The organism is Formosa sp. F44 (genome assembly GCF_056238645.1).
The window spans coordinates 26,694-45,693 of record NZ_JBWDLJ010000002.1; the positions used below are offsets into that span (position 1 = coordinate 26,694).

14 protein-coding genes are annotated in these 19,000 nt (G+C 34.5%); 7 read left to right on the top strand and 7 right to left on the bottom strand.

Annotation, left to right across the window (positions count from 1 at the left end):
• Positions 1 to 31 precede the first annotated feature (31 nt).
• The gene (locus tag AC0UBM_RS05140) at positions 32 to 781 is read right to left on the bottom strand and encodes a hypothetical protein (protein WP_475687929.1); all 750 of its coding nucleotides are present in this window, start codon (positions 779 to 781) and stop codon (positions 32 to 34) included.
• Positions 782 to 880: 99 nt separating this feature from the next.
• On the opposite strand from AC0UBM_RS05140, the gene AC0UBM_RS05145 reads away from it, so the two are divergent.
• The 6 genes from AC0UBM_RS05145 to AC0UBM_RS05170 all read left to right on the top strand — a co-directional run bounded on the left by AC0UBM_RS05145 (position 881) and on the right by AC0UBM_RS05170 (position 7,549).
• Complete coding sequence (locus AC0UBM_RS05145) at positions 881 to 1,528, top strand: thymidine kinase (RefSeq protein ID WP_475687931.1); 648 nt, start codon at positions 881 to 883, stop codon at positions 1,526 to 1,528.
• The gene (alr, locus tag AC0UBM_RS05150; protein WP_475687932.1) at positions 1,521 to 2,627 is read left to right on the top strand and encodes an alanine racemase; all 1,107 of its coding nucleotides are present in this window, start codon (positions 1,521 to 1,523) and stop codon (positions 2,625 to 2,627) included. The genes AC0UBM_RS05145 and alr overlap by 8 nt, the downstream gene beginning before the upstream one ends.
• A gap of 61 nt (positions 2,628 to 2,688) precedes the next feature.
• The gene (gene mscL / locus AC0UBM_RS05155; RefSeq protein ID WP_414035963.1) at positions 2,689 to 3,099 is read left to right on the top strand and encodes a large-conductance mechanosensitive channel protein MscL; all 411 of its coding nucleotides are present in this window, start codon (positions 2,689 to 2,691) and stop codon (positions 3,097 to 3,099) included.
• Between the two features lie 134 nt (positions 3,100 to 3,233).
• Entirely contained in the window at positions 3,234 to 4,223 is a 990-nt protein-coding gene (locus AC0UBM_RS05160; protein WP_475687933.1) for an aspartate-semialdehyde dehydrogenase, read from the top strand.
• Positions 4,224 to 4,317: 94 nt separating this feature from the next.
• Positions 4,318 to 6,483: a prolyl oligopeptidase family serine peptidase gene (locus AC0UBM_RS05165; RefSeq protein WP_475687934.1), complete on the top strand. Its 2,166-nt coding sequence runs from the start codon at positions 4,318 to 4,320 to the stop codon at positions 6,481 to 6,483.
• 97 nt (positions 6,484 to 6,580) lie between these two features.
• On the top strand, positions 6,581 to 7,549 hold the full coding sequence (locus AC0UBM_RS05170) for an ABC transporter ATP-binding protein (RefSeq protein WP_475687935.1): 969 nt from the start codon (positions 6,581 to 6,583) through the stop codon (positions 7,547 to 7,549).
• Here the strand turns inward: AC0UBM_RS05170 and AC0UBM_RS05175 are convergent.
• The 4 genes from AC0UBM_RS05175 to AC0UBM_RS05190 all read right to left on the bottom strand — a co-directional run bounded on the left by AC0UBM_RS05175 (position 7,527) and on the right by AC0UBM_RS05190 (position 15,809).
• Positions 7,527 to 7,988 carry a 3-oxoacyl-ACP synthase gene (locus tag AC0UBM_RS05175; protein ID WP_475687936.1) on the bottom strand — a complete coding sequence of 154 codons (462 nt, stop codon included), beginning with the start codon at positions 7,986 to 7,988 and terminating at the stop codon, positions 7,527 to 7,529. The two genes, AC0UBM_RS05170 and AC0UBM_RS05175, sit on opposite strands and share 23 nt — an antisense overlap.
• 52 nt (positions 7,989 to 8,040) lie before the next feature.
• A complete protein-coding gene (locus AC0UBM_RS05180; protein WP_475687937.1) occupies positions 8,041 to 10,806 on the bottom strand; it encodes a PD-(D/E)XK nuclease family protein in 2,766 nt (921 codons plus the stop codon).
• A 69-nt stretch (positions 10,807 to 10,875) separates the two neighbouring features.
• Positions 10,876 to 12,228 (bottom strand): OmpA family protein, encoded by a 1,353-nt coding sequence (locus AC0UBM_RS05185; protein WP_414035957.1) that lies wholly within the window; start codon positions 12,226 to 12,228, stop codon positions 10,876 to 10,878.
• A 413-nt stretch (positions 12,229 to 12,641) separates the two neighbouring features.
• Positions 12,642 to 15,809, bottom strand: a complete 3,168-nt coding sequence (locus AC0UBM_RS05190) for a UvrD-helicase domain-containing protein (protein WP_475687938.1) — start codon at positions 15,807 to 15,809, stop codon at positions 12,642 to 12,644.
• A gap of 131 nt (positions 15,810 to 15,940) precedes the next feature.
• On the opposite strand from AC0UBM_RS05190, the gene AC0UBM_RS05195 reads away from it, so the two are divergent.
• Positions 15,941 to 16,549: a superoxide dismutase gene (locus AC0UBM_RS05195; RefSeq protein ID WP_414035955.1), complete on the top strand. Its 609-nt coding sequence runs from the start codon at positions 15,941 to 15,943 to the stop codon at positions 16,547 to 16,549.
• A gap of 539 nt (positions 16,550 to 17,088) precedes the next feature.
• Here the strand turns inward: AC0UBM_RS05195 and accC are convergent.
• Positions 17,089 to 18,444: an acetyl-CoA carboxylase biotin carboxylase subunit gene (gene accC / locus AC0UBM_RS05200; RefSeq protein ID WP_414035954.1), complete on the bottom strand. Its 1,356-nt coding sequence runs from the start codon at positions 18,442 to 18,444 to the stop codon at positions 17,089 to 17,091.
• A 74-nt stretch (positions 18,445 to 18,518) separates the two neighbouring features.
• Positions 18,519 to 18,998: an acetyl-CoA carboxylase biotin carboxyl carrier protein gene (gene accB, locus AC0UBM_RS05205; RefSeq protein WP_414035953.1), complete on the bottom strand. Its 480-nt coding sequence runs from the start codon at positions 18,996 to 18,998 to the stop codon at positions 18,519 to 18,521.
• Positions 18,999 to 19,000: the final 2 nt, after the last annotated feature.

Consider the following 19,000-nt stretch of genomic DNA (forward strand, 5'->3'; position numbering starts at 1 on the left):
AAAAGGAATTAAAGATGCAAATCTCAGAAAACTAATTGAATTTTCTTTCTATAATTAACATAAAACGCTCTTCGAAGACTTCCTTACCTTCCCAATTGTTATAATCGGATTTCACGACATTCTGAATTAAATTTCGAGCCTCTTCAAAGTTCCCACTTGTATTTATCTGCGAAATAACGCGTTCATAATCTTCTGCGCTTCCTGCAAATAACTGTTTTATAAAAGCAATTTTATCGTTCAATCCAATATTTAGTCCACCGCCTTTTAATTTATCGTTTAGAGATCTTTTAACATTGGTAATAGTAGAATCTTTTACAGGTTCGAAGACTGGAGTGACTTTAAAATCGGCTGTAATTTCTTCAAAATCATTTTTCTCGTACTGCGGTTTAGGTGTTATAGCACTAAATAGATCGTCGGCTGTTTCCTCTTCTTCAGGCATATGTGCGACAATATCTTTAATTTTTTCCATTACTGGTTCGGCTATATCTTCAGCATTTTCGTCGGGTTGTACCTGATCTTCTCTAATAAATGCTTTGTCTTCACTTTCTTCTTCAACAACTTCTGTCACTTTTTTAGTGAACGCATTATCAATCATATCAAAAAATGAGGTGTCGTCGTGTAGCAATTTATCCTGAGGATTTTCTTGTAGAAATTTTAAAATAGAAAGTTTTTCAAAAAGGAGCGCTGTTTCAGCATGAAGTTTAGCCACATCATCCTTTCCTTCAAGCCTTAAAACTCTTAGTGCAACACTCATTAATTCCGATTCCAACTTCTTCTTCATAACTTTTAATTTTAAACTATTTTCGCCTTTTTATTTTTAATAAATTTACATCCTATAAACAAACGAAAGTTTGCGTAATATTAGTGTTAAAATTACAAAATGTTTCTCGAAAATACAGTAAATCATAAAGAACAATTTGGTTGGATTGAAGTTATCTGCGGTTCGATGTTCTCAGGAAAGACCGAAGAATTAATCCGAAGACTTAAACGTGCACAGTTCGCCAAACAAAAAGTCGAAATTTTTAAACCCTCGGTAGATATTCGCTATAACGAAGATATGGTGGTCTCTCACGATGCCAACGAAATTCGTTCTACACCTGTTCCTGCAGCCGCAAACATCCCGATACTTGCCGATGGTTGTGATGTGGTAGGCATAGACGAAGCTCAGTTTTTTGATGATGAAATTGTTCGTGTTTGTAATGACTTAGCCAATAAAGGAATTCGTGTAATTGTAGCTGGATTAGATATGGATTTTAAGGGTAATCCGTTTGGCCCGATGCCAAATTTAATGGCTACAGCAGAATACGTTACTAAAGTACATGCCATCTGCACACGAACGGGGAACTTAGCACAATTTAGTTACAGAAAATCACAAAGTGATGCTCTTGTTTTACTTGGGGAAACCGAAGAATACGAACCCCTAAGTCGCGCCGCTTACTATAAAGCTATGCGTAGCGAAAAACAAAAAAACAATACGCCTAACGGAACTGGAACCATAGATTTAAATTTCGACAATACCGATGCTTAAAGCACAGGAAACTCTTTTAGAAATAGATTTAAACGCTTTAGAACACAATGTTACTTATCTTAAATCTAGAATAGATTCGTCTACTAAATTTTTAGCCGTTGTTAAATCGTATGCTTACGGAAACGCCGCGGTAGATATTGCAAAACATTTAGAAACCTTAAATGTAGATTACTTTGCTGTTGCTTATACTTACGAAGGTGCTCAATTAAGAACCTCAGGAATTACAACACCAATTTTGGTGCTTCATCCTCAGGCCGTAAGTTTTAATACGCTTATTGAAAATCGGTTAGAACCAAACTTATACAGTTTAAAAGTTCTGAAAGAATTTGTAGCCACTGCAGAAGCTCTAAACCAAAAAGAATATCCGATCCACTTAAAGTTTAATACGGGATTAAACCGATTAGGATTTTCTGAAGATAATATTTCTGAAATTTTATCAATATTAGCAAATACAGAATCTATTAAAGTGACTTCCCTATTGTCGCATATGGGAGCTAGTGAAGATTTAAACGAGAAGGCTTTTACACGCCAACAGATTAATACATTTAAATCTATATCAGACTCATTACTCAAGCAATTACCTTATAAACCAATGCTTCATATGTGTAATACTTCTGGAATTTTAAATTATCCGGAAGCACATTTTGATATGGTTAGAAGCGGGATTGGCATGTATGGCTTTGGAAATTCGGAAGAAGAAAACATTCACTTCAAACCCATTACCACATTAAAAACAGTAATTTCTCAGATTCATCATATTCCTATTGGGGAAAGTGTAGGTTATAATCGTGGTTATATTTGTAATGCGCCTCTAACCACAGCAACCTTACCACTTGGGCATGCCGATGGTATTGGAAGAGAATATGGAAACGGCAAAGGATTTGTTGCCATTAACGGACAGAAAGCCCATATAGTAGGAAATACGTGCATGGATATGATAATGGTTGATATTACAAATATTGACTGCCAAGAAGGCGATGAAGTAATTGTTTTTGGCGATTATCCAACAGCCGAAGAGTTTGCTGCAACCGCGAACACTATTTCTTACGAACTACTCACAGGCCTTTCTCAACGGATTAAACGTGTCGTTTTAAAATAGATACCTCTTATTTTTGATTTATTTTATATACTTTAGCTATTATTAATCAATCCTAAACTATATGGCATTTTTCAAAGATTTCAAGTCCTTTCTTCTAAAAGGAGATATTATAAACCTTGCAACAGCAGTAATTATTGGTGGTGCATTTGGTAAAATAGTAACATCGTTTACTAAAGACATTTTAATGCCTCCTATTGGCATGTTGCTTGGCGACGTTAATTTTTCGGACCTAAAGTATGTTCTAAAAGAAGCAACAACCAATGCGGCCGGAGCAGAAGTTCCTCCTGTAGCCATTAACTATGGTAACTTTATACAAATGGTTATCGATTTTATAATTATTGGTTTCTGTATTTTCATGGTATTGAAAGCTTACGAAAACTCTAAGAAGAAAGAAGAAGCGGCACCAGCAGCGCCTGCAGGTCCAACGCAAGAAGAACTTTTAGCAGAAATAAGAGATTTACTAAAGAAATAAGATTTGTTAAATAATTAACATTTTGTTATTTGTTGTTAAATAGCCTTAGTTTGAAGAAACTAAGGCTATTTTTTAATTATTAATACTTAGTTTTGTTCAAAATAAATAGACACACTTAAACTAAAATTGATATAATGAAAGTAGCTGTAGTTGGTGCCACGGGTATGGTTGGCGAAGTAATGCTTAAAGTATTAGCAGAACGTAATTTTCCGTTAACGGAATTAATTCCTGTTGCCTCAGAGCGCTCTGTAGGTAAAACAATTTCTTATAAAGGACAAGATTATAAGGTTGTAGGTTTAGCAGATGCGGTAGCAATGAAACCAGATGTTGCTTTATTTTCTGCCGGAGGAGACACGTCTTTAGAATGGGCTCCTAAATTTGCAGAAGCTGGTACAACAGTAGTCGATAATTCTTCAGCATGGAGAATGGACGTTACAAAAAAACTAATCGTTCCAGAAATTAATGCTAACGAATTAACCAAAGACGATAAAATTATTGCAAACCCTAATTGCTCTACTATTCAATTAGTTATGGCATTAGCACCTCTTCATAAAAAATACACTATGAAACGTGTTGTGGTTTCAACATACCAATCGGTTTCTGGTACAGGTGTAAAAGCTGTAAAACAACTAGAAAACGAAATTGCTGGTATAGACGGTGAAATGGCATATCCTTATCCAATTGGAAGAAATGCATTACCTCATTGTGATGTGTTTTTAGACAATGGATACACTAAAGAGGAAATGAAATTAGCTAAGGAACCTCAAAAAATATTAAACGATACATCTTTCTCTGTATCTGCAACCGCTGTAAGAATCCCTACCGCTGGTGGACATTCTGAATCTGTGAATGTAGAATTTGAAAACGACTTCGAATTAGCAGATGTTCGTAAATTATTAAGCGAAACTCCAGGTGTTGTTGTTCAAGATAATACAGATACAAATACATATCCAATGCCAATTTATGCACATGATAAGGATGATGTTTTTGTTGGACGTATAAGAAGAGACGAAACTCAAAAAAACACTTTAAATATGTGGATTGTTGCCGATAACCTTCGTAAAGGAGCAGCAACAAACACTATACAAATTGCAGAATACTTAATTGCGAATAAACTTATCTAAATTTTCTCTTAAATAAGTTTAAAAAAAGCTCCTAAGCCTAAGCGTTTAGGAGCTTTTTCGTTATTTTTGGAAGACCTATAAAACAATATGAGTCATGAAAAAACTAATAGCTACTCTAACGATATTAACCCTCTTTAGTTCCTGTAAAAATGAGCAAGAACTAAAAAAAAATAAAAATCAAATCGTGAACTATCCGATAACGAAAACTATAGATACCGCAGACACCTATTTCGACACAGAAGTTAAAGATCCATATCGTTGGTTAGAAGACGATAGAAGTCCTGAAACCGAGGCTTGGGTGGCAGAAGAAAACAAAATAACTTTCGACTATTTAGAAAAAATACCATATCGTGATCAAATTAAAGACCGCTTAACGTCACTTTGGAATTACGAGAAAATTGGCGCCCCTTTTAAAGAAGGAGATTACAACTACTTTTATAAGAATAACGGATTACAAAACCAGAGTGTATTATATAGAACCAAAGGAGATGATAGTACAGAAGAAGTCTTTCTTGATCCCAATACCTTTAGTACCGAAGGTACAACGTCTTTAGGAGGCTTGTCGTTCTCTAAAGATGGAAGTATCGCTGCGTATTCCATTTCTGAAGGCGGTAGCGATTGGAGAAAAATTATAATCATTAATGCCGAAACTAAACAAGTTATTGAAGACACTTTAGTCGATGTAAAATTTAGTGGCATGTCTTGGAAGGGTAACGATGGTTTCTATTACTCTAGCTACGATAAACCAAAAGGCAGCGAGCTTTCTGCTAAAACCGACCAACACAAATTATATTATCATAAAATTGGAACAAAGCAAAGTACCGACAAACTAATATTTGGAGGCACACCGCTAGAAAAACACCGTTATATCTCGGCAAGTGTTACCGAAGACGATCATTATTTATTAATTTATCCACGCACATCAACCTCTGGTAATAAATTATACATTAAAGATTTAACAAAATCCAATAGCAGATTTGTTGCCATATTAGATCACACAGACAGTGATACGCATTTGGTAGACAATATAGGAAGCACATTATTTTTATCGACTAATTTAAATGCGCCTAATATAAAAATTGTAACGGTAGACGCCTCTAACCCTACTCCAGAACATTGGGTAGATTTTATTCCAGAAACAGAAAATGTATTAACCCCTTCTACAGGTGGTAATTTTATATTTGCACATTACATGGTTAATGCTGTTTCACAAGTAAAACAATACGATTACAACGGGAAACTAGTCCGCGAAATCGAACTTCCTGGTATTGGTACAGTAAGTGGGTTCTCAGGTAAAAAAGAAAATGAAACCTTATATTATTCATTCTCAAATTACACGACACCATCTACAAGTTATGCTTTTAACACAGAGTCGGGAGTATCTACGGTGTATGTAAAACCAAAAGTTGATTTTGATCCAAATCAGTACGAGAGTAAGCAGGTTTTTTACAAATCTAAAGATGGTACAAAAGTACCTATGATTATTTCTTACAAAAAAGGCACAGCGCTAAACGGCAAAAATCCTACAATCTTATATGCTTATGGAGGTTTCAATATTAGCTTAACACCTTCTTTTAGTATTGCTAATGCCGTTTGGATGGAGGCTGGTGGTATTTATGCTGTTCCCAACATACGTGGTGGTGGAGAATACGGAAAAGCGTGGCACGATGCAGGAACCAAAATGCAAAAACAAAATGTGTTTGACGACTTTATTGCCGCTGGAGAATATTTAATTGAAAACAATTATACATCGTCTAAATTTTTAGCCATTAAAGGAGGTTCTAACGGCGGATTATTAGTTGGAGCAACAATGACACAACGTCCTGATTTAATGCAAGTCGCATTACCCGCTGTTGGTGTACTAGATATGTTACGTTATCACACGTTCACTGCCGGTGCAGGTTGGGCATACGATTACGGGACAGCCGAAGATAGCAAGGAAATGTTCGAGTACTTAAAAGCATATTCTCCAATTCACAATGTAAAACCAGGCGTAAAATATCCAGCCACTTTAATAACCACTGGCGATCATGACGACCGTGTGGTACCTGCCCATAGTTTTAAATTTGCTGCCGAATTGCAACACAATCAAAAACATGGAAATCCTGTTTTAATCCGAATTGAAACTGATGCCGGTCATGGCGCAGGAACCCCAGTAAGTAAAACCATTGAACAATATGCCGATATTTTCGGATTTACGTTATACAATATGGGATTTAATACACTTCCTGAAGCCCATAAAGAACAGACTAAAGGGTAATCCTTTTTTAATCATATTAAGAGTCGTTTAAATGCTTTATTTGCAATTAAATGGCTCTTTGTTTTTTTATACTATTTTTGTAAATCAAAATTAAATTATGCTTAAAGTCCAAGATATTTCATTTGGTTACGACACGAAAACCATACTTCACAATATTTCATTTTCGGTAGAACGCGGACAGCATGTTTCTTTTATTGGCGAAAGTGGCTCTGGAAAAAGTACGCTTATAAAATTACTTTACGGTACCTACGATTTACCTGAAGGGGAGATATTTTGGAACGACAAACCCATATTAGGCCCAAAATTCAATTTGGTTATTGGTTACGACTTTATGAAATATGTAGCTCAAGAATTTGATTTAATGCCTTTTATTTCTGTGAAACAAAATATCGGTAAATTCTTGTCTAACTTCTTTCCAGAAGAAAAGGAACGACGTACTAAAGAACTCATAGAACTGGTAGATCTGGTTGAATTTACAGATGTTAAAGTAAAATTATTAAGTGGCGGACAAAAACAACGTGTGGCACTTGCTAGAGCGATTGCGAGACAACCTGAGATTATTTTATTGGACGAACCTTTTAGCCATATCGATAATTTTCAAAAACAAACCCTGCGTCGCAACTTATTCAATTATTTAAAAGAAAAGAATATTTCTGTCATTGTAGCCACCCACGACCGTGAAGACGTGTTACCTTATTCGGATAGGATGATTGTTTTAAATAGCGGAAAAATTATAGCGAGCGATACACCTAAAGAATTATACCGAAATCCTAAAAAACCTTTAATCGCCTCTTTCTTTGATGAGTTTAATAACATGCAATCGCAAGATTTAAATCTAAACACCTCAGAAAAGCAAGTCTTTGTATATGCTCATGACTTGGAGATTTCTGAAGAACCCGCGTTAGAAGTTACAATAAAACGTAATTATTTTAGAGGAAGCACATATCTTATTGAAGCAATTTACCATTCTAAATCCATCTTTTTTTATCACAATTCCGAACTACCGATTGATACAACTCAGAACCTAATTTTAACGGAATCTGCTAAAAAACGTTTAGAATCTTAAACGCTTGATTTCGAAACGTTACAACATCTCCTGCTTGCTTAGAAAGTAAAAGTAAACCTATAGGTGTGTTAGGTGCTATTGCATAATACTTAGTTCCGTCTAATTCAATTTCACCTGCACTAATGGCTATAAAATAATTTGAAACATCTGTAATAACAGTACTTCCTAAGCAAATAGTTTTCGATTGTTTTGTAATATTAATTTTAGTTAACGCTTGCTGTACCTGATTTATTTCGGCCAATTGCGCTCCAAATTTCTCTCGCTCTAATTGTAACATGGCGCGTCCGGTTTCGTGCTTATCTCCCGCCGAACTTTTAGTTTCAGACGTTAAGGACTCTTGCACTTCGGCAATATTGTGCTGTACATTTACCAATCGTTTATCGATAAACGATTCACAACGCTTTAGTAATTCTTGTTTAATTTCAGAATTGGCTTTCATTACTTTTTAGATTGTAGAAGGATGTTTTTAGTTTATTTTTTTTTAAAATTGTTTAATGACTAACCTCCTTTTCTTCAAAGTTCAGTTCAGGGTTAAATATATCTAAAATTAAGACCTTGAGTTGCTCCTCGAATAACTGAATCGTTTCCTCGTTTATAGCGGTTATTTTAGTGGCACCGTTTCCAGATTTGTCCTTTTTGGTAAATTTTAAAAAGCCACCATTTAAATTTTTAAAGGAAATAATTCCGGCCTCTAAAGGAAATTTTAAAGTCCCATCTGAAAGCATCATAAATGCATAACACAAAATTTGGAACGGCTTACTATATTTATCATAATCGGTGGTGAGGTCTTCCCAATTTATAATTTCTACTTGCGACTGACTCACTTTACCTGTCTTATAATCAATTATTCTAGTCACACCGTCATATTCGTCTACACGATCTACTTTTCCACCTATAGTCACCGGAAAATCGAGTTCAGGAATATTAATTTCTATACGTTCAAAATCGGCTTCAATAGCAATAATCTTTATAATTCGGCCAGCTTTAATTTCTTTTAATTCTAAATCGATAAAATTAGAAACATAACGCTTTGCGATTTCAAAACTGATTAAATTTTTACCCGTTTTAATATCGCCTTTCTTATAAGTATCTTCAAAATGATGCAACACGGTGGCAGAAATCTTAGCTCGCATTTCTTTAATATGCGCTTCGGTTAATTGCTCACCAATTAATGGCTGGTAAAAATCTTCGAGCGTATTATGTACAACTGTTCCAAGAGTATTAGCCGCTACAGTTTCTTCAACCTCATCATATTCTTGAATTTTTAGTACTTTCTGCAGATAGAAATCCATTGGGTTCCGCATATAGTTCGTTAAAGACGATGGAGAAAAACCATTCTTACCAATTTGCTTTAAACGCTCCATAACTAAAGCCGATTTGGGTACTGTTTTCAATTTATTTTCTACCAAATGCACCGTAGGCGTGGCAATAATCTGTTTCGGCTCGTGTATTTTTTCTAGTTCTAACTGTGTTATAAATCTACTTTTTTCTCCGCCCTTTAAAACATCGGCTTCTGTATTATAAATAATATAAACATTTTTAGCACGTTGCAATAAGCGATAAAAGTGATAGGTATAAACCGCATCCTTCTCCTTAAAAGTTGGTAAATTATTCTCGAGTTTTACATCTAATGGAATAAAAGAATTATTACTTTTTCCTGCGGGTAAAATACCTTCGTTTACCGAGGAAATAATTACGGTTTCAAAGTCTAAAACACGGGACTCTAACATTCCCATAATCTGTAAACCTTGCAATGGCTCCCCTTGAAAATCTAAAGTTTCACTACTAAGTAATTCCTGATACACTTGATGCAAGGCACTTATGTTCTGAAAAAAGTTATAGGTGGTATTTAAACGTTCTAATTCATTAAAAAGTTCGTAAAAGCGATATGTATATTCTAGACTTAATATATTCTCATCCTTGCTTATATTTAAATACTCCTTTAAGGCGAAAATTAAAGATTTAGACTGACTTAACGCTTTAGTTGCGTTGTTATCCCAAGCTTTGAATAAAAGCTCTAAAACGTCTTTAAATGGCTCGCACAATTCAACTAAATGTTGACATGTAAGAAAGACTATGTTATTAGTTTGAATCGTTTCAATTAAGGCTGTAGCAAAATCTTCTTTATCTTGAATAAATAGCGGACGCACAAATTGATGAGACACTATGGAAATTACATCTTTATAATAAAAAGACTTCGGATTGTTTTTATGAAGCTTAAATAGACTTTCGAATAATGAAGCCAACGGAATTGATTTTAACGGAAAACCCATTGTAACATTTAGCGCCTTTACTTCCGAAGGTATCGAATTAAGCACTGGAAGCAAAAGATCTTCATTCCCTAAAACAATCGCTGTATGCTCTAAAGTGTTTTTAGTTTTACCTAGTTCTTTAAGGATATTACCAATATATTTTGATTGCCCAATATTTTTAGGAACACCAATTATTTGTATAGATTTTTCATTTTTATAATTATCAGAAATCCAATTAAAAGGATGTGTATTAAAATACTTCCACTTTTTTGAGTGTTGTCTAGTAAACAATCCCGCATCATGAACTGGGTTTTCATAAAATGTTTTATCTATATCCCAATAAATTAAAGCATCTGTATGCTCTAGGATATGTTGAATGATGGATTCTTCGGCAGTATTTAAAGCATTAAAGCCTAAAAACACATGTTGTATTTTGTTCTGTTGGGTATACTCGCCAACTTTAGTATGCGCTTGTCTATAGACCAAGCCTTGGTACCCCAAATTATTTTCCAGCAACGTTTTTGTGAAGTGCGTATAGTAGACATGTAGCTTATTCCAAAACGCAAGATATTTTATAATAAATTCGGTTTTATCTTCGGCCACAGACCAATGGTTGGTCTCCTGAATGGCTGCCAAGTATTCAAATATTTTTTGTTGCGGAATTAAGTACCTATCGATTTCATTAAAATCTTGAAGTAAGATTTGAGCCCATTTAGAAAACACTTCAAACGAGTCTGGACTACCGTCGGTATTAAGGGTGATGTAGGTATTATAAAATTGAAAAAGTAACTCTGTATTTGAGACTGTTTTTAAACCTGAAATGTTTTCAACAAAATCTTCAATACTTAATATTTCTGGGGCAAACATATTTTGCTTGGTCGTTCTTGAAAGTTGATGCTTTAAGAATGTTCCTGCACGTTTACTAGGAAGAATAAATTTTAATTCCGAAAGATCGAGACCTTTCTCTTGTAGGTTAGCAATAACCTCTTCTATAAAAGTTGTCATGCTATAAAAATAAAAAACGCCCCGAATAAACGGGGCGTTTTAGATAATTATATTTTAACAGATTTAGTCTTATTTAACTAAGTTAATTTCTACACGTCTGTTGTTAGCTCTACCAGCTCTAGTTTTGTTAGAATCGATTGGCTTTTCTTCACCATATCCTTTAGAAGATAATCTTGAAGAGTCAATACCTTTATTTACTAAGTAATCTTTTACAGCTGCTGCTCTAGCATCAGATAACTTCATGTTTAAAGCATCAGATCCTGAACTATCAGTGTGACCATCTACTGTAAAAGTAGCGTTTGGATACTCATTGATAATAGCTATAATGTTTTCTAAAACTTCAGCAGAGTGAGTTTTGATAGTAGATTTACCTGTATCGAATAAGATAGTTTTAGCATATTCGTTAAGAGATTTTTGAACTGCTTCAGATAATTCTGGACAACCGTTGTTTGCAACAGTACCAGGAACATCTACACACTCATCATCTTTATCTGCTACACCGTCTCCGTCAGTATCAGGCCAAGGACAACCATTGTTTTCTGCAGGACCAGCAACGTTTGGACATTTATCATCAGGATCAGCTACACCGTCACCATCAGCATCAGGACATCCATTTAATGCTACTAAACCAGCAACAGTAGGACATTTATCTTCTGGATCAGCTACACCGTCTCCGTCAGTATCAGGACAACCATTGAATTCAGCTGTACCAGCTTCGTTAGGACAAGCATCTTTAGAATCTTCGATACCATCACCGTCAGTGTCAGGACATCCGTTAAAGATAGCTAGACCAAATACATCTGGACAAGCATCATCTTTGTCGTATATTCCATCTTTATCAGCATCTTTTCCACCAAATTTGATAGCGATTCCTGCAGTATGTTGGAAATGAGAAGTTAAATAGTCTTCGAAAGAATGCTTATAAGAAGATTGTAATGTAAGACCAATGTTTTCAGTAAACCAGATATTGAAACCTAAAGTACCGTTTGCAGTACCAGCTCCGATTTCGTCTACCCAAGTGTAACCCCCACCAACTCCGATGAATGGATTAAATACACTGTGTTGTAAAAAACCGTACTTAAAAGTACCATCTACTCCGTAGTAAGATAAATCAGAAACTTCATCATCACCGTATTTATCAATTTTATTAATTGACCCTGTTACTCCAAATGATAAACCATCTGTTATAGTACGAGCTACAGTAATAGTTGATAAAGAAGGTAAAACGTTCCAGTGATCTCCAGTGTTGAAGTATTCGTCTCCGAAACCTTCACTAAGAGGTGCTCCGTCTCCGTTTGGAAAGAAGTCTACTGCGTTTACCCCGAAACTAATCGCCCATGGGTTGTTGTCATCTTGCGCATAAGTGTTGCTAAAACCAAATACCAGCAACATTGCGAACAATAATCTGCTAAGATTTTTCATATTCAAAAGTTTAATTTTTAAGTGTTAATTGTAAACAAAAGTAAGTTGTTAAATTTTATTAACAAAGACAAATATAAAAAAATATTGACAACTTATGTGAAACTTAAAGAGTTTAGAAGCGTTTTAAAATAGAGCCTTACTTATTTAAAACCGCCATAAATACGCCCAAGTCTTTATCTATAAGGGATGGCGCAATTTTTAGTTTTATTTTTTATTCAAAATTAAGGCGCGAATAAAAAAATTTATCAGCTTAAACACCTCATTTTTACCGTCTTTTAGACACGTTTTGAGACAAGATCTAATGTTAAAGAGTTAAAAATATTAGTTAAAAAATTTGTGTAATTAAAAAATTAAAATTCACGCGGTACAGTCTCTTTTTTTAAGCGTTTTCCATCCTACAGAAAAGTACATTTTTATGCGTATTTGACTTGTATATCCTCATTAATATAGACTAAAATTTTAGCGACAACCTGAAAACCCATAGCCTCTATCCCTTCCTGATACAACATTAATTGCTGTTTATGCTTATCTAACGCTGTTCCCGTTTTATAATCTATAATAGAAACTTGTTTATTTGAAGTGATTACAAGACGGTCAGGTCTTAAAATAGTACCATCGGCCTTGATAATATCCCGTTCGGTATAAATAGTATGGTCTGAAGTAAAATAAGACTCCAATTCCGAATGATCTATAATTTGTAAAATACGCTCTTGCAACCCTTCTAATTGATCTAATGAAATCAAACCCGATTGTTCGGCATCTTTTAACACGCCTTCAACATCTAATTTGGTCTTTATATTCGCCATTAAATTATGGACTAGATTTCCTTTTTCAATCGCTTCTTGCTGTTTGGTATCCCACAAGTAACCGCTACTTGCCACTATTTTAATATTATGATCTTTTTTGGCTGTAGAAATAAACTCTAAGGTTACCTGTCCTTCTTTATCTTCGGCCATCGCATCGACTTTAGGTTTGGCCAGACGTTTCGGGTTTCCAAAATGATAATTAAAAGTATGTTCTTGCCATAGCTGATTCTGCATTAAGTAGTCTATAAACAAACCACTATAATTTTTAATATTGACATTCTTTTTGGCATCTAAGGCCAAACTTCCAATAATATGAAGCTGTTCGACTGGTCGGGTTAACGCAACATATAATAGGTTAAGACTATCCAGCTCTAGTTCGGATTGATGTTTTTTGCTAATAGCAAGACCTTCTTCCCCAAACTCTTCAAAATTAGCTTTATTATAATCTAATAAAGTCCACGAAAAACCATTAAATTCTTCGGCATTTAAAGGAAACCACTCTTTAGGATCTATCTCCTTATATATATCTAAATCGGCAAAAGGAAAAATAACGACTGGAAATTCCAATCCTTTCGATTTATGAATCGTCATGATCTGAACAGCATCCTGCCCTTCAGGAGAAACGATACTTAACTTATCGATTTTAGTTTCAAAATACTCTAAAAATCCAAAAATATCAGAACCTTTCTTTTGTGTATATTCTAAAACGACATCTAAATAATACTGAATATAAGCGTTAGAATGCGCTACTAAATTAAATTCTCTAACCATAGTTTCAAACATATCAAACAATGGTAGTTGTATTAAAGCGCTTGCATTTGTATGAATTCCGAATTGCTTAAAACTTTCAAATAACGCGACATTATCTAGCAGAATGAATTTTGCAAAGAAGGCATGTTTATCTTCAATATTAAATTTATCAGCTAAGAAATATAGGATTTCAGCCTTAATTTCGGCGTTTTTCGGTTGAAATAAAAGCGTTGACAGATGCGTAATAAACATGACTTCGGGTGCTTGTTTAATCAGTAACAATTCTGAAGAAATGATAGGAATACCCTGCTGACTTAAATAATCTGCCGTAACCACAGCGTCTTTTGTTTTTCTTACTAAAATGCAAATATCTTTTAGTTGAAATCCGTTTGCCAAACAATCTTCAACCGTTTTATAAACCTGTTCGGGATATAGTGCATTGCGATCCTCATCTTTTAAATCTAAGAACGAAATATTTACATATCCCTCATTTACGTTTTTCTGATTCTGACTCGCTCTTTTGTATAAGTTTCCATACACTTCATTACTAAACGTTGCTCCCGAGACATAATCGAAAAATGAATTATTAAAATGAATTACCTCTTTAAAGCTTCTAAAATTAGTATCTAAAGACTTTATGTTTTTTGGTGTATTAAATGGATTATGGCTAGAATCTAAGTCGGATAACTCTATAAATTGTTCTGCTTTTCCGCCACGCCATCTGTAAATGGCTTGTTTAGCATCTCCAACAATCATTAAAGAGCCCGGTTCTTTCTCGACATCGTGAGTATCTATCGCTTCTGACACCAATGGAATTAAGTTATTCCATTGCATGGTCGATGTATCCTGAAACTCGTCTATAAAGTAATGATTGAATTTTTCGCCCAACCGTTCGTATATAAAAGGAGTTGGTTGCGCCGCGATTTCTTTACTAATTAAAGTATTAAATTCTGAAATCAGCATTTTATTTTCTTCATCTTTAAGCGCTGTCAATTCTTGATTTATCGCGTTTAAAACCGAAAGTTGGGTTAAATTTTTAGAAATTGTTTTTCTGAATTTAAATAAATAAACGGCTTCTTTAATTTTTAAATAGGTCGACTCTATTACAGGCAAAAGCCCATCTATAATCTCCTTTTTTGAAGGATCGAGTGCCTTTGTATAGACTTTACCTTCTTTTATATTCGCTTCTAGTTGATTTTTATAAAGTCCGTGTATTTTAAATTCTGAGGCATTTACAAAATGATTAAACAATGTTCCTCTTGAAAAGTCTTTTACGGTTAAATTATTACTTTCGAATGTGTTTAATATATGTTTGGCGGCTTCAGTAATGCTAGCTTCTAATGTGTTTAAATCGTTATAAAGTTGCTTTTTAAACGTACTAAAGTCAGACAATGTTCTATCTTTTAACGTTTCTAAATATGGAATATCATTTTCGTAAATAAGTAGTTTTGCTATTTTATAAAGATCTAATGCAATATTCCAACTTTTATCATCGTCTGCCTTTTCTATAGCAAACTGTACCAAAACATTGGTAATTTCTTTATCGGTTCCCGCTTTTGCTATTAAGCGATCAACCGCTTTATTTAATAAACTTTCAGAATCTAAATCGACTTCAAAGTTTAAAGGAAGTTTTAAATCGTGAGCAAAGGTCCTAATAATTCTATGTGTAAATCCGTCGATTGTCGAAATCTCGAAAGCGGCGTAATTATGTATAATGGTATGAAGTAACATTTTCGATTTGCTATGTAAAGCTTCCGGCTCCATGTTTAGCTCTTTACACAACAAACTAAACATATCGTTATCTTGCTCCAAAACAGCCTCGTCCGAAAATTCTTTAAGCGTTTTAATAATACGCTCTTTCATTTCGAATACTGCTTTATTAGTAAACGTTATAGCCAAAATATTTTTAAACTGAAAATGGCTTTTCGATTTAAACAAGATTGTTAAATAGGCTTTTACTAAGGTGAATGTTTTTCCGCTCCCTGCAGAAGCATCGTAAATAGAAAAAGTAGTGTTACTCTCCATGCTTATTAAATAATTTGAATACAAGATAAAAACTATCGATGATTAGATAGCTATATATTATTTTTAATTGACGTGTATTATACTTAAATTTGAAAGAGATAAAATTTTTAATCATAAAAAACACAAATATTATGGCTTTCGAATTACCGAAATTACAATATGCTTACGATGCGTTAGAACCACACATCGATGCACGTACAATGGAAATACACCATACTAAACACCACCAAGGATATACTACAAAATTAAATGGCGCTATTGAAGGAACTGACTTAGAAGGAAAATCTATTGAAGATATCCTTACAGGTTTAGACATGAGCAATGGAGCTGTTAGAAATAATGGTGGAGGTTTTTACAACCACTCTTTATTTTGGGAAATAATGAACCCAGAAGGTAAAGGGCGTTTATCAGGTGAATTAAAAACAGCTATCGAAGAAGCATTTGGATCTGTAGATGCTTTTAAAGAAGCATTTAGTAATGCAGCAGCAACACAATTTGGTTCAGGTTGGGCTTGGTTATGTGTAAACAAAGGCGGAAAAGTTTCTGTTTGTTCTACTCCAAATCAAGATAACCCATTAATGCCAGGTGTTGAGTGCGACGGAACTCCTATTTTAGGATTAGACGTTTGGGAACATGCATACTACTTAAATTACCAAAACAAAAGACCAGAATACATTGATGCATTTTTTAATGTAATTAACTGGAACGAAGTAGAACGTCGTTATGCTGAAGCAAAATAATAAGACGTTTTAAATACTATATTACAGTCGGGCTATATTTTTATATAGTCCGATTTTTTTTTGGAAACTATTTTAAAATGAAAAAGGCGAACTGTTAAGTTCACCTTTTTGCCCCAAATCTACCATGAACTTAACCTACTTATGTTATGGTGACGCAAATATAAATGGTGTACCTGTATTAATAAAAGAATATTAGTTTAACTACATAAAAATTAGTCCAACGGAAAGAATAGCACCTAATTAAAGTAAATGCCTTATTTACATCAACTAAAAACACGCAAAATACTATAAATAATACGTGTTTACCTACCTAAATGATGCAGTTAAAATGAAATCTTAATTAATTTATAGCTTGCATTAAACGAACATTAGTAATGACTTCACGAAAGTTATATAAACCAATGTTGTGTTAAGGATAGAAGTGGCATCCTTTTATTTTCTATAAAATAAAAGATATAGCGGATAGCCTGACTTTTGCTTTTTTCTGCAAAAGTAACACCATAAAAAAACTCCGAAATAAATTCCGGAGTTTGTATATTTTAATCTTCTTTTGGAGGTTTTTCCATTACGAAATCTTCCATGAATTTAGTAGTATAATTTCCAGCGACATAATCTGGATGATCCATTAATTGTCTGTGGAATGGAATCGTGGTATTAACACCCTCTATTACGAATTCGTCTAACGCACGTTTCATTTTACTTATGGCTTCTTCACGAGTTTGCGCCGTAGTAATTAACTTTGCAATCATTGAATCGTAATTTGGCGGAATGCTATAACCTGCATAAACATGTGTATCTAAACGCACACCATGACCTCCTGGGGCATGTAATGTATTTATCCGACCTGGAGACGGACGGAATCCGTGATATGGATCTTCTGCGTTAATACGACACTCTATAGAATGCATGTTTGGAGTATAGTTTTTACCTAAAATTGGCACACCGGCAGCAACAAGAATTTGCTCACGAACTAAATCGAAGTCTATTACTTGCTCTGTAATAGGGTGTTCTACCTGAATACGCGTATTCATTTCCATAAAGTAAAAATTACGGTGCTTATCTACCAAAAATTCGATAGTTCCCACCCCTTCGTACTTTATATATTCTGCGGCACGAACAGCAGCTGCCCCCATAGCATCACGCAGTTTCTTCGTCATAAATGGCGAAGGCACTTCTTCTGTTAGCTTTTGGTGACGACGCTGAATAGAGCAATCGCGTTCTGATAAATGGCATGCTTTACCTGTAGAATCTCCTACAATTTGGATTTCGATATGTCTTGGTTCTTCAATAAGTTTCTCCATGTACATACCATCGTTTCCAAAGGCTGCTTTAGCTTCTTGGCGGGCAGAATCCCAACCTTCTTTTAGGTCTTCTTCTTTCCAAATGGCACGCATACCTTTTCCTCCACCACCAGCAGTTGCTTTAAGCATCACTGGATATCCGGTTTCTAAGGCTACTTTTTGACACATTTCGAAATCTGAAATAATACCATCACTACCAGGCACACATGGTACTCCGGCAGCTTTCATAGTTTCCTTTGCTGTGGCTTTATCTCCCATTTTAGAGATCATATCGGCAGAAGCCCCAATGAACTTGATATCGTGTTCCTCACATATTTTAGAAAATTTTGCGTTTTCTGAAAGAAACCCATATCCTGGGTGAATAGCATCTGCATTTGTTATTTCTGCAGCAGCAATGATATTAGACATTTTTAAATAGGACTCACTACTTGCGGCAGGACCTATACATACGGCCTCATCTGCAAATTTTACATGCAAACTTTCTGCATCGGCTGTAGAATAAACTGCAACCGTTTTAATTCCCATTTCTTTACAGGTTCTAATAACACGTAGTGCTATTTCCCCTCTATTGGCTATTAGTATTTTTTTAAACATAACGTATACAATTTAAAAATCTCAAATTCCAAATTCCAAGTCAATTGGGATTTGTTTTGGAATTTTAAAATTTGTTATGATGGATCTACCAAGAATAATGGTTGATCGAATTCTACTGGAGACGCATCATCTACAAGTATTTTAACAATTTTACCAGATACTTCTGATTCGATTTCGTTAAAAAGTTTCATCGCTTCAATAATACAAAGTACATCACCTTCGGCTATAGTTTGACCAACTTCTACAAACAGTGGTTTGTCTGGAGAGGGTTTTCTATATAAAGTCCCGATAATTGGAGATTTAATAGTTATATATTTTGAATTCGCTTCTGCCTCGGCAGGTGCTGCTTGAGTGGTTGCTACAGTTTGTGGTGCAACAGGAGCCTGAGCAACTGGAGTTCCTACAGGTATTTGTTGTACATAAGTTGTAGTTTCACCTTTATCGTCACCACCAGTTTTGATGGTAATCTTTACATCATCGGTTTCTAATTTAACCTCGCTTGCACCAGATTTAGCAACGAATTTGATTAAATTTTGAATGTCTTTTAAATCCATAA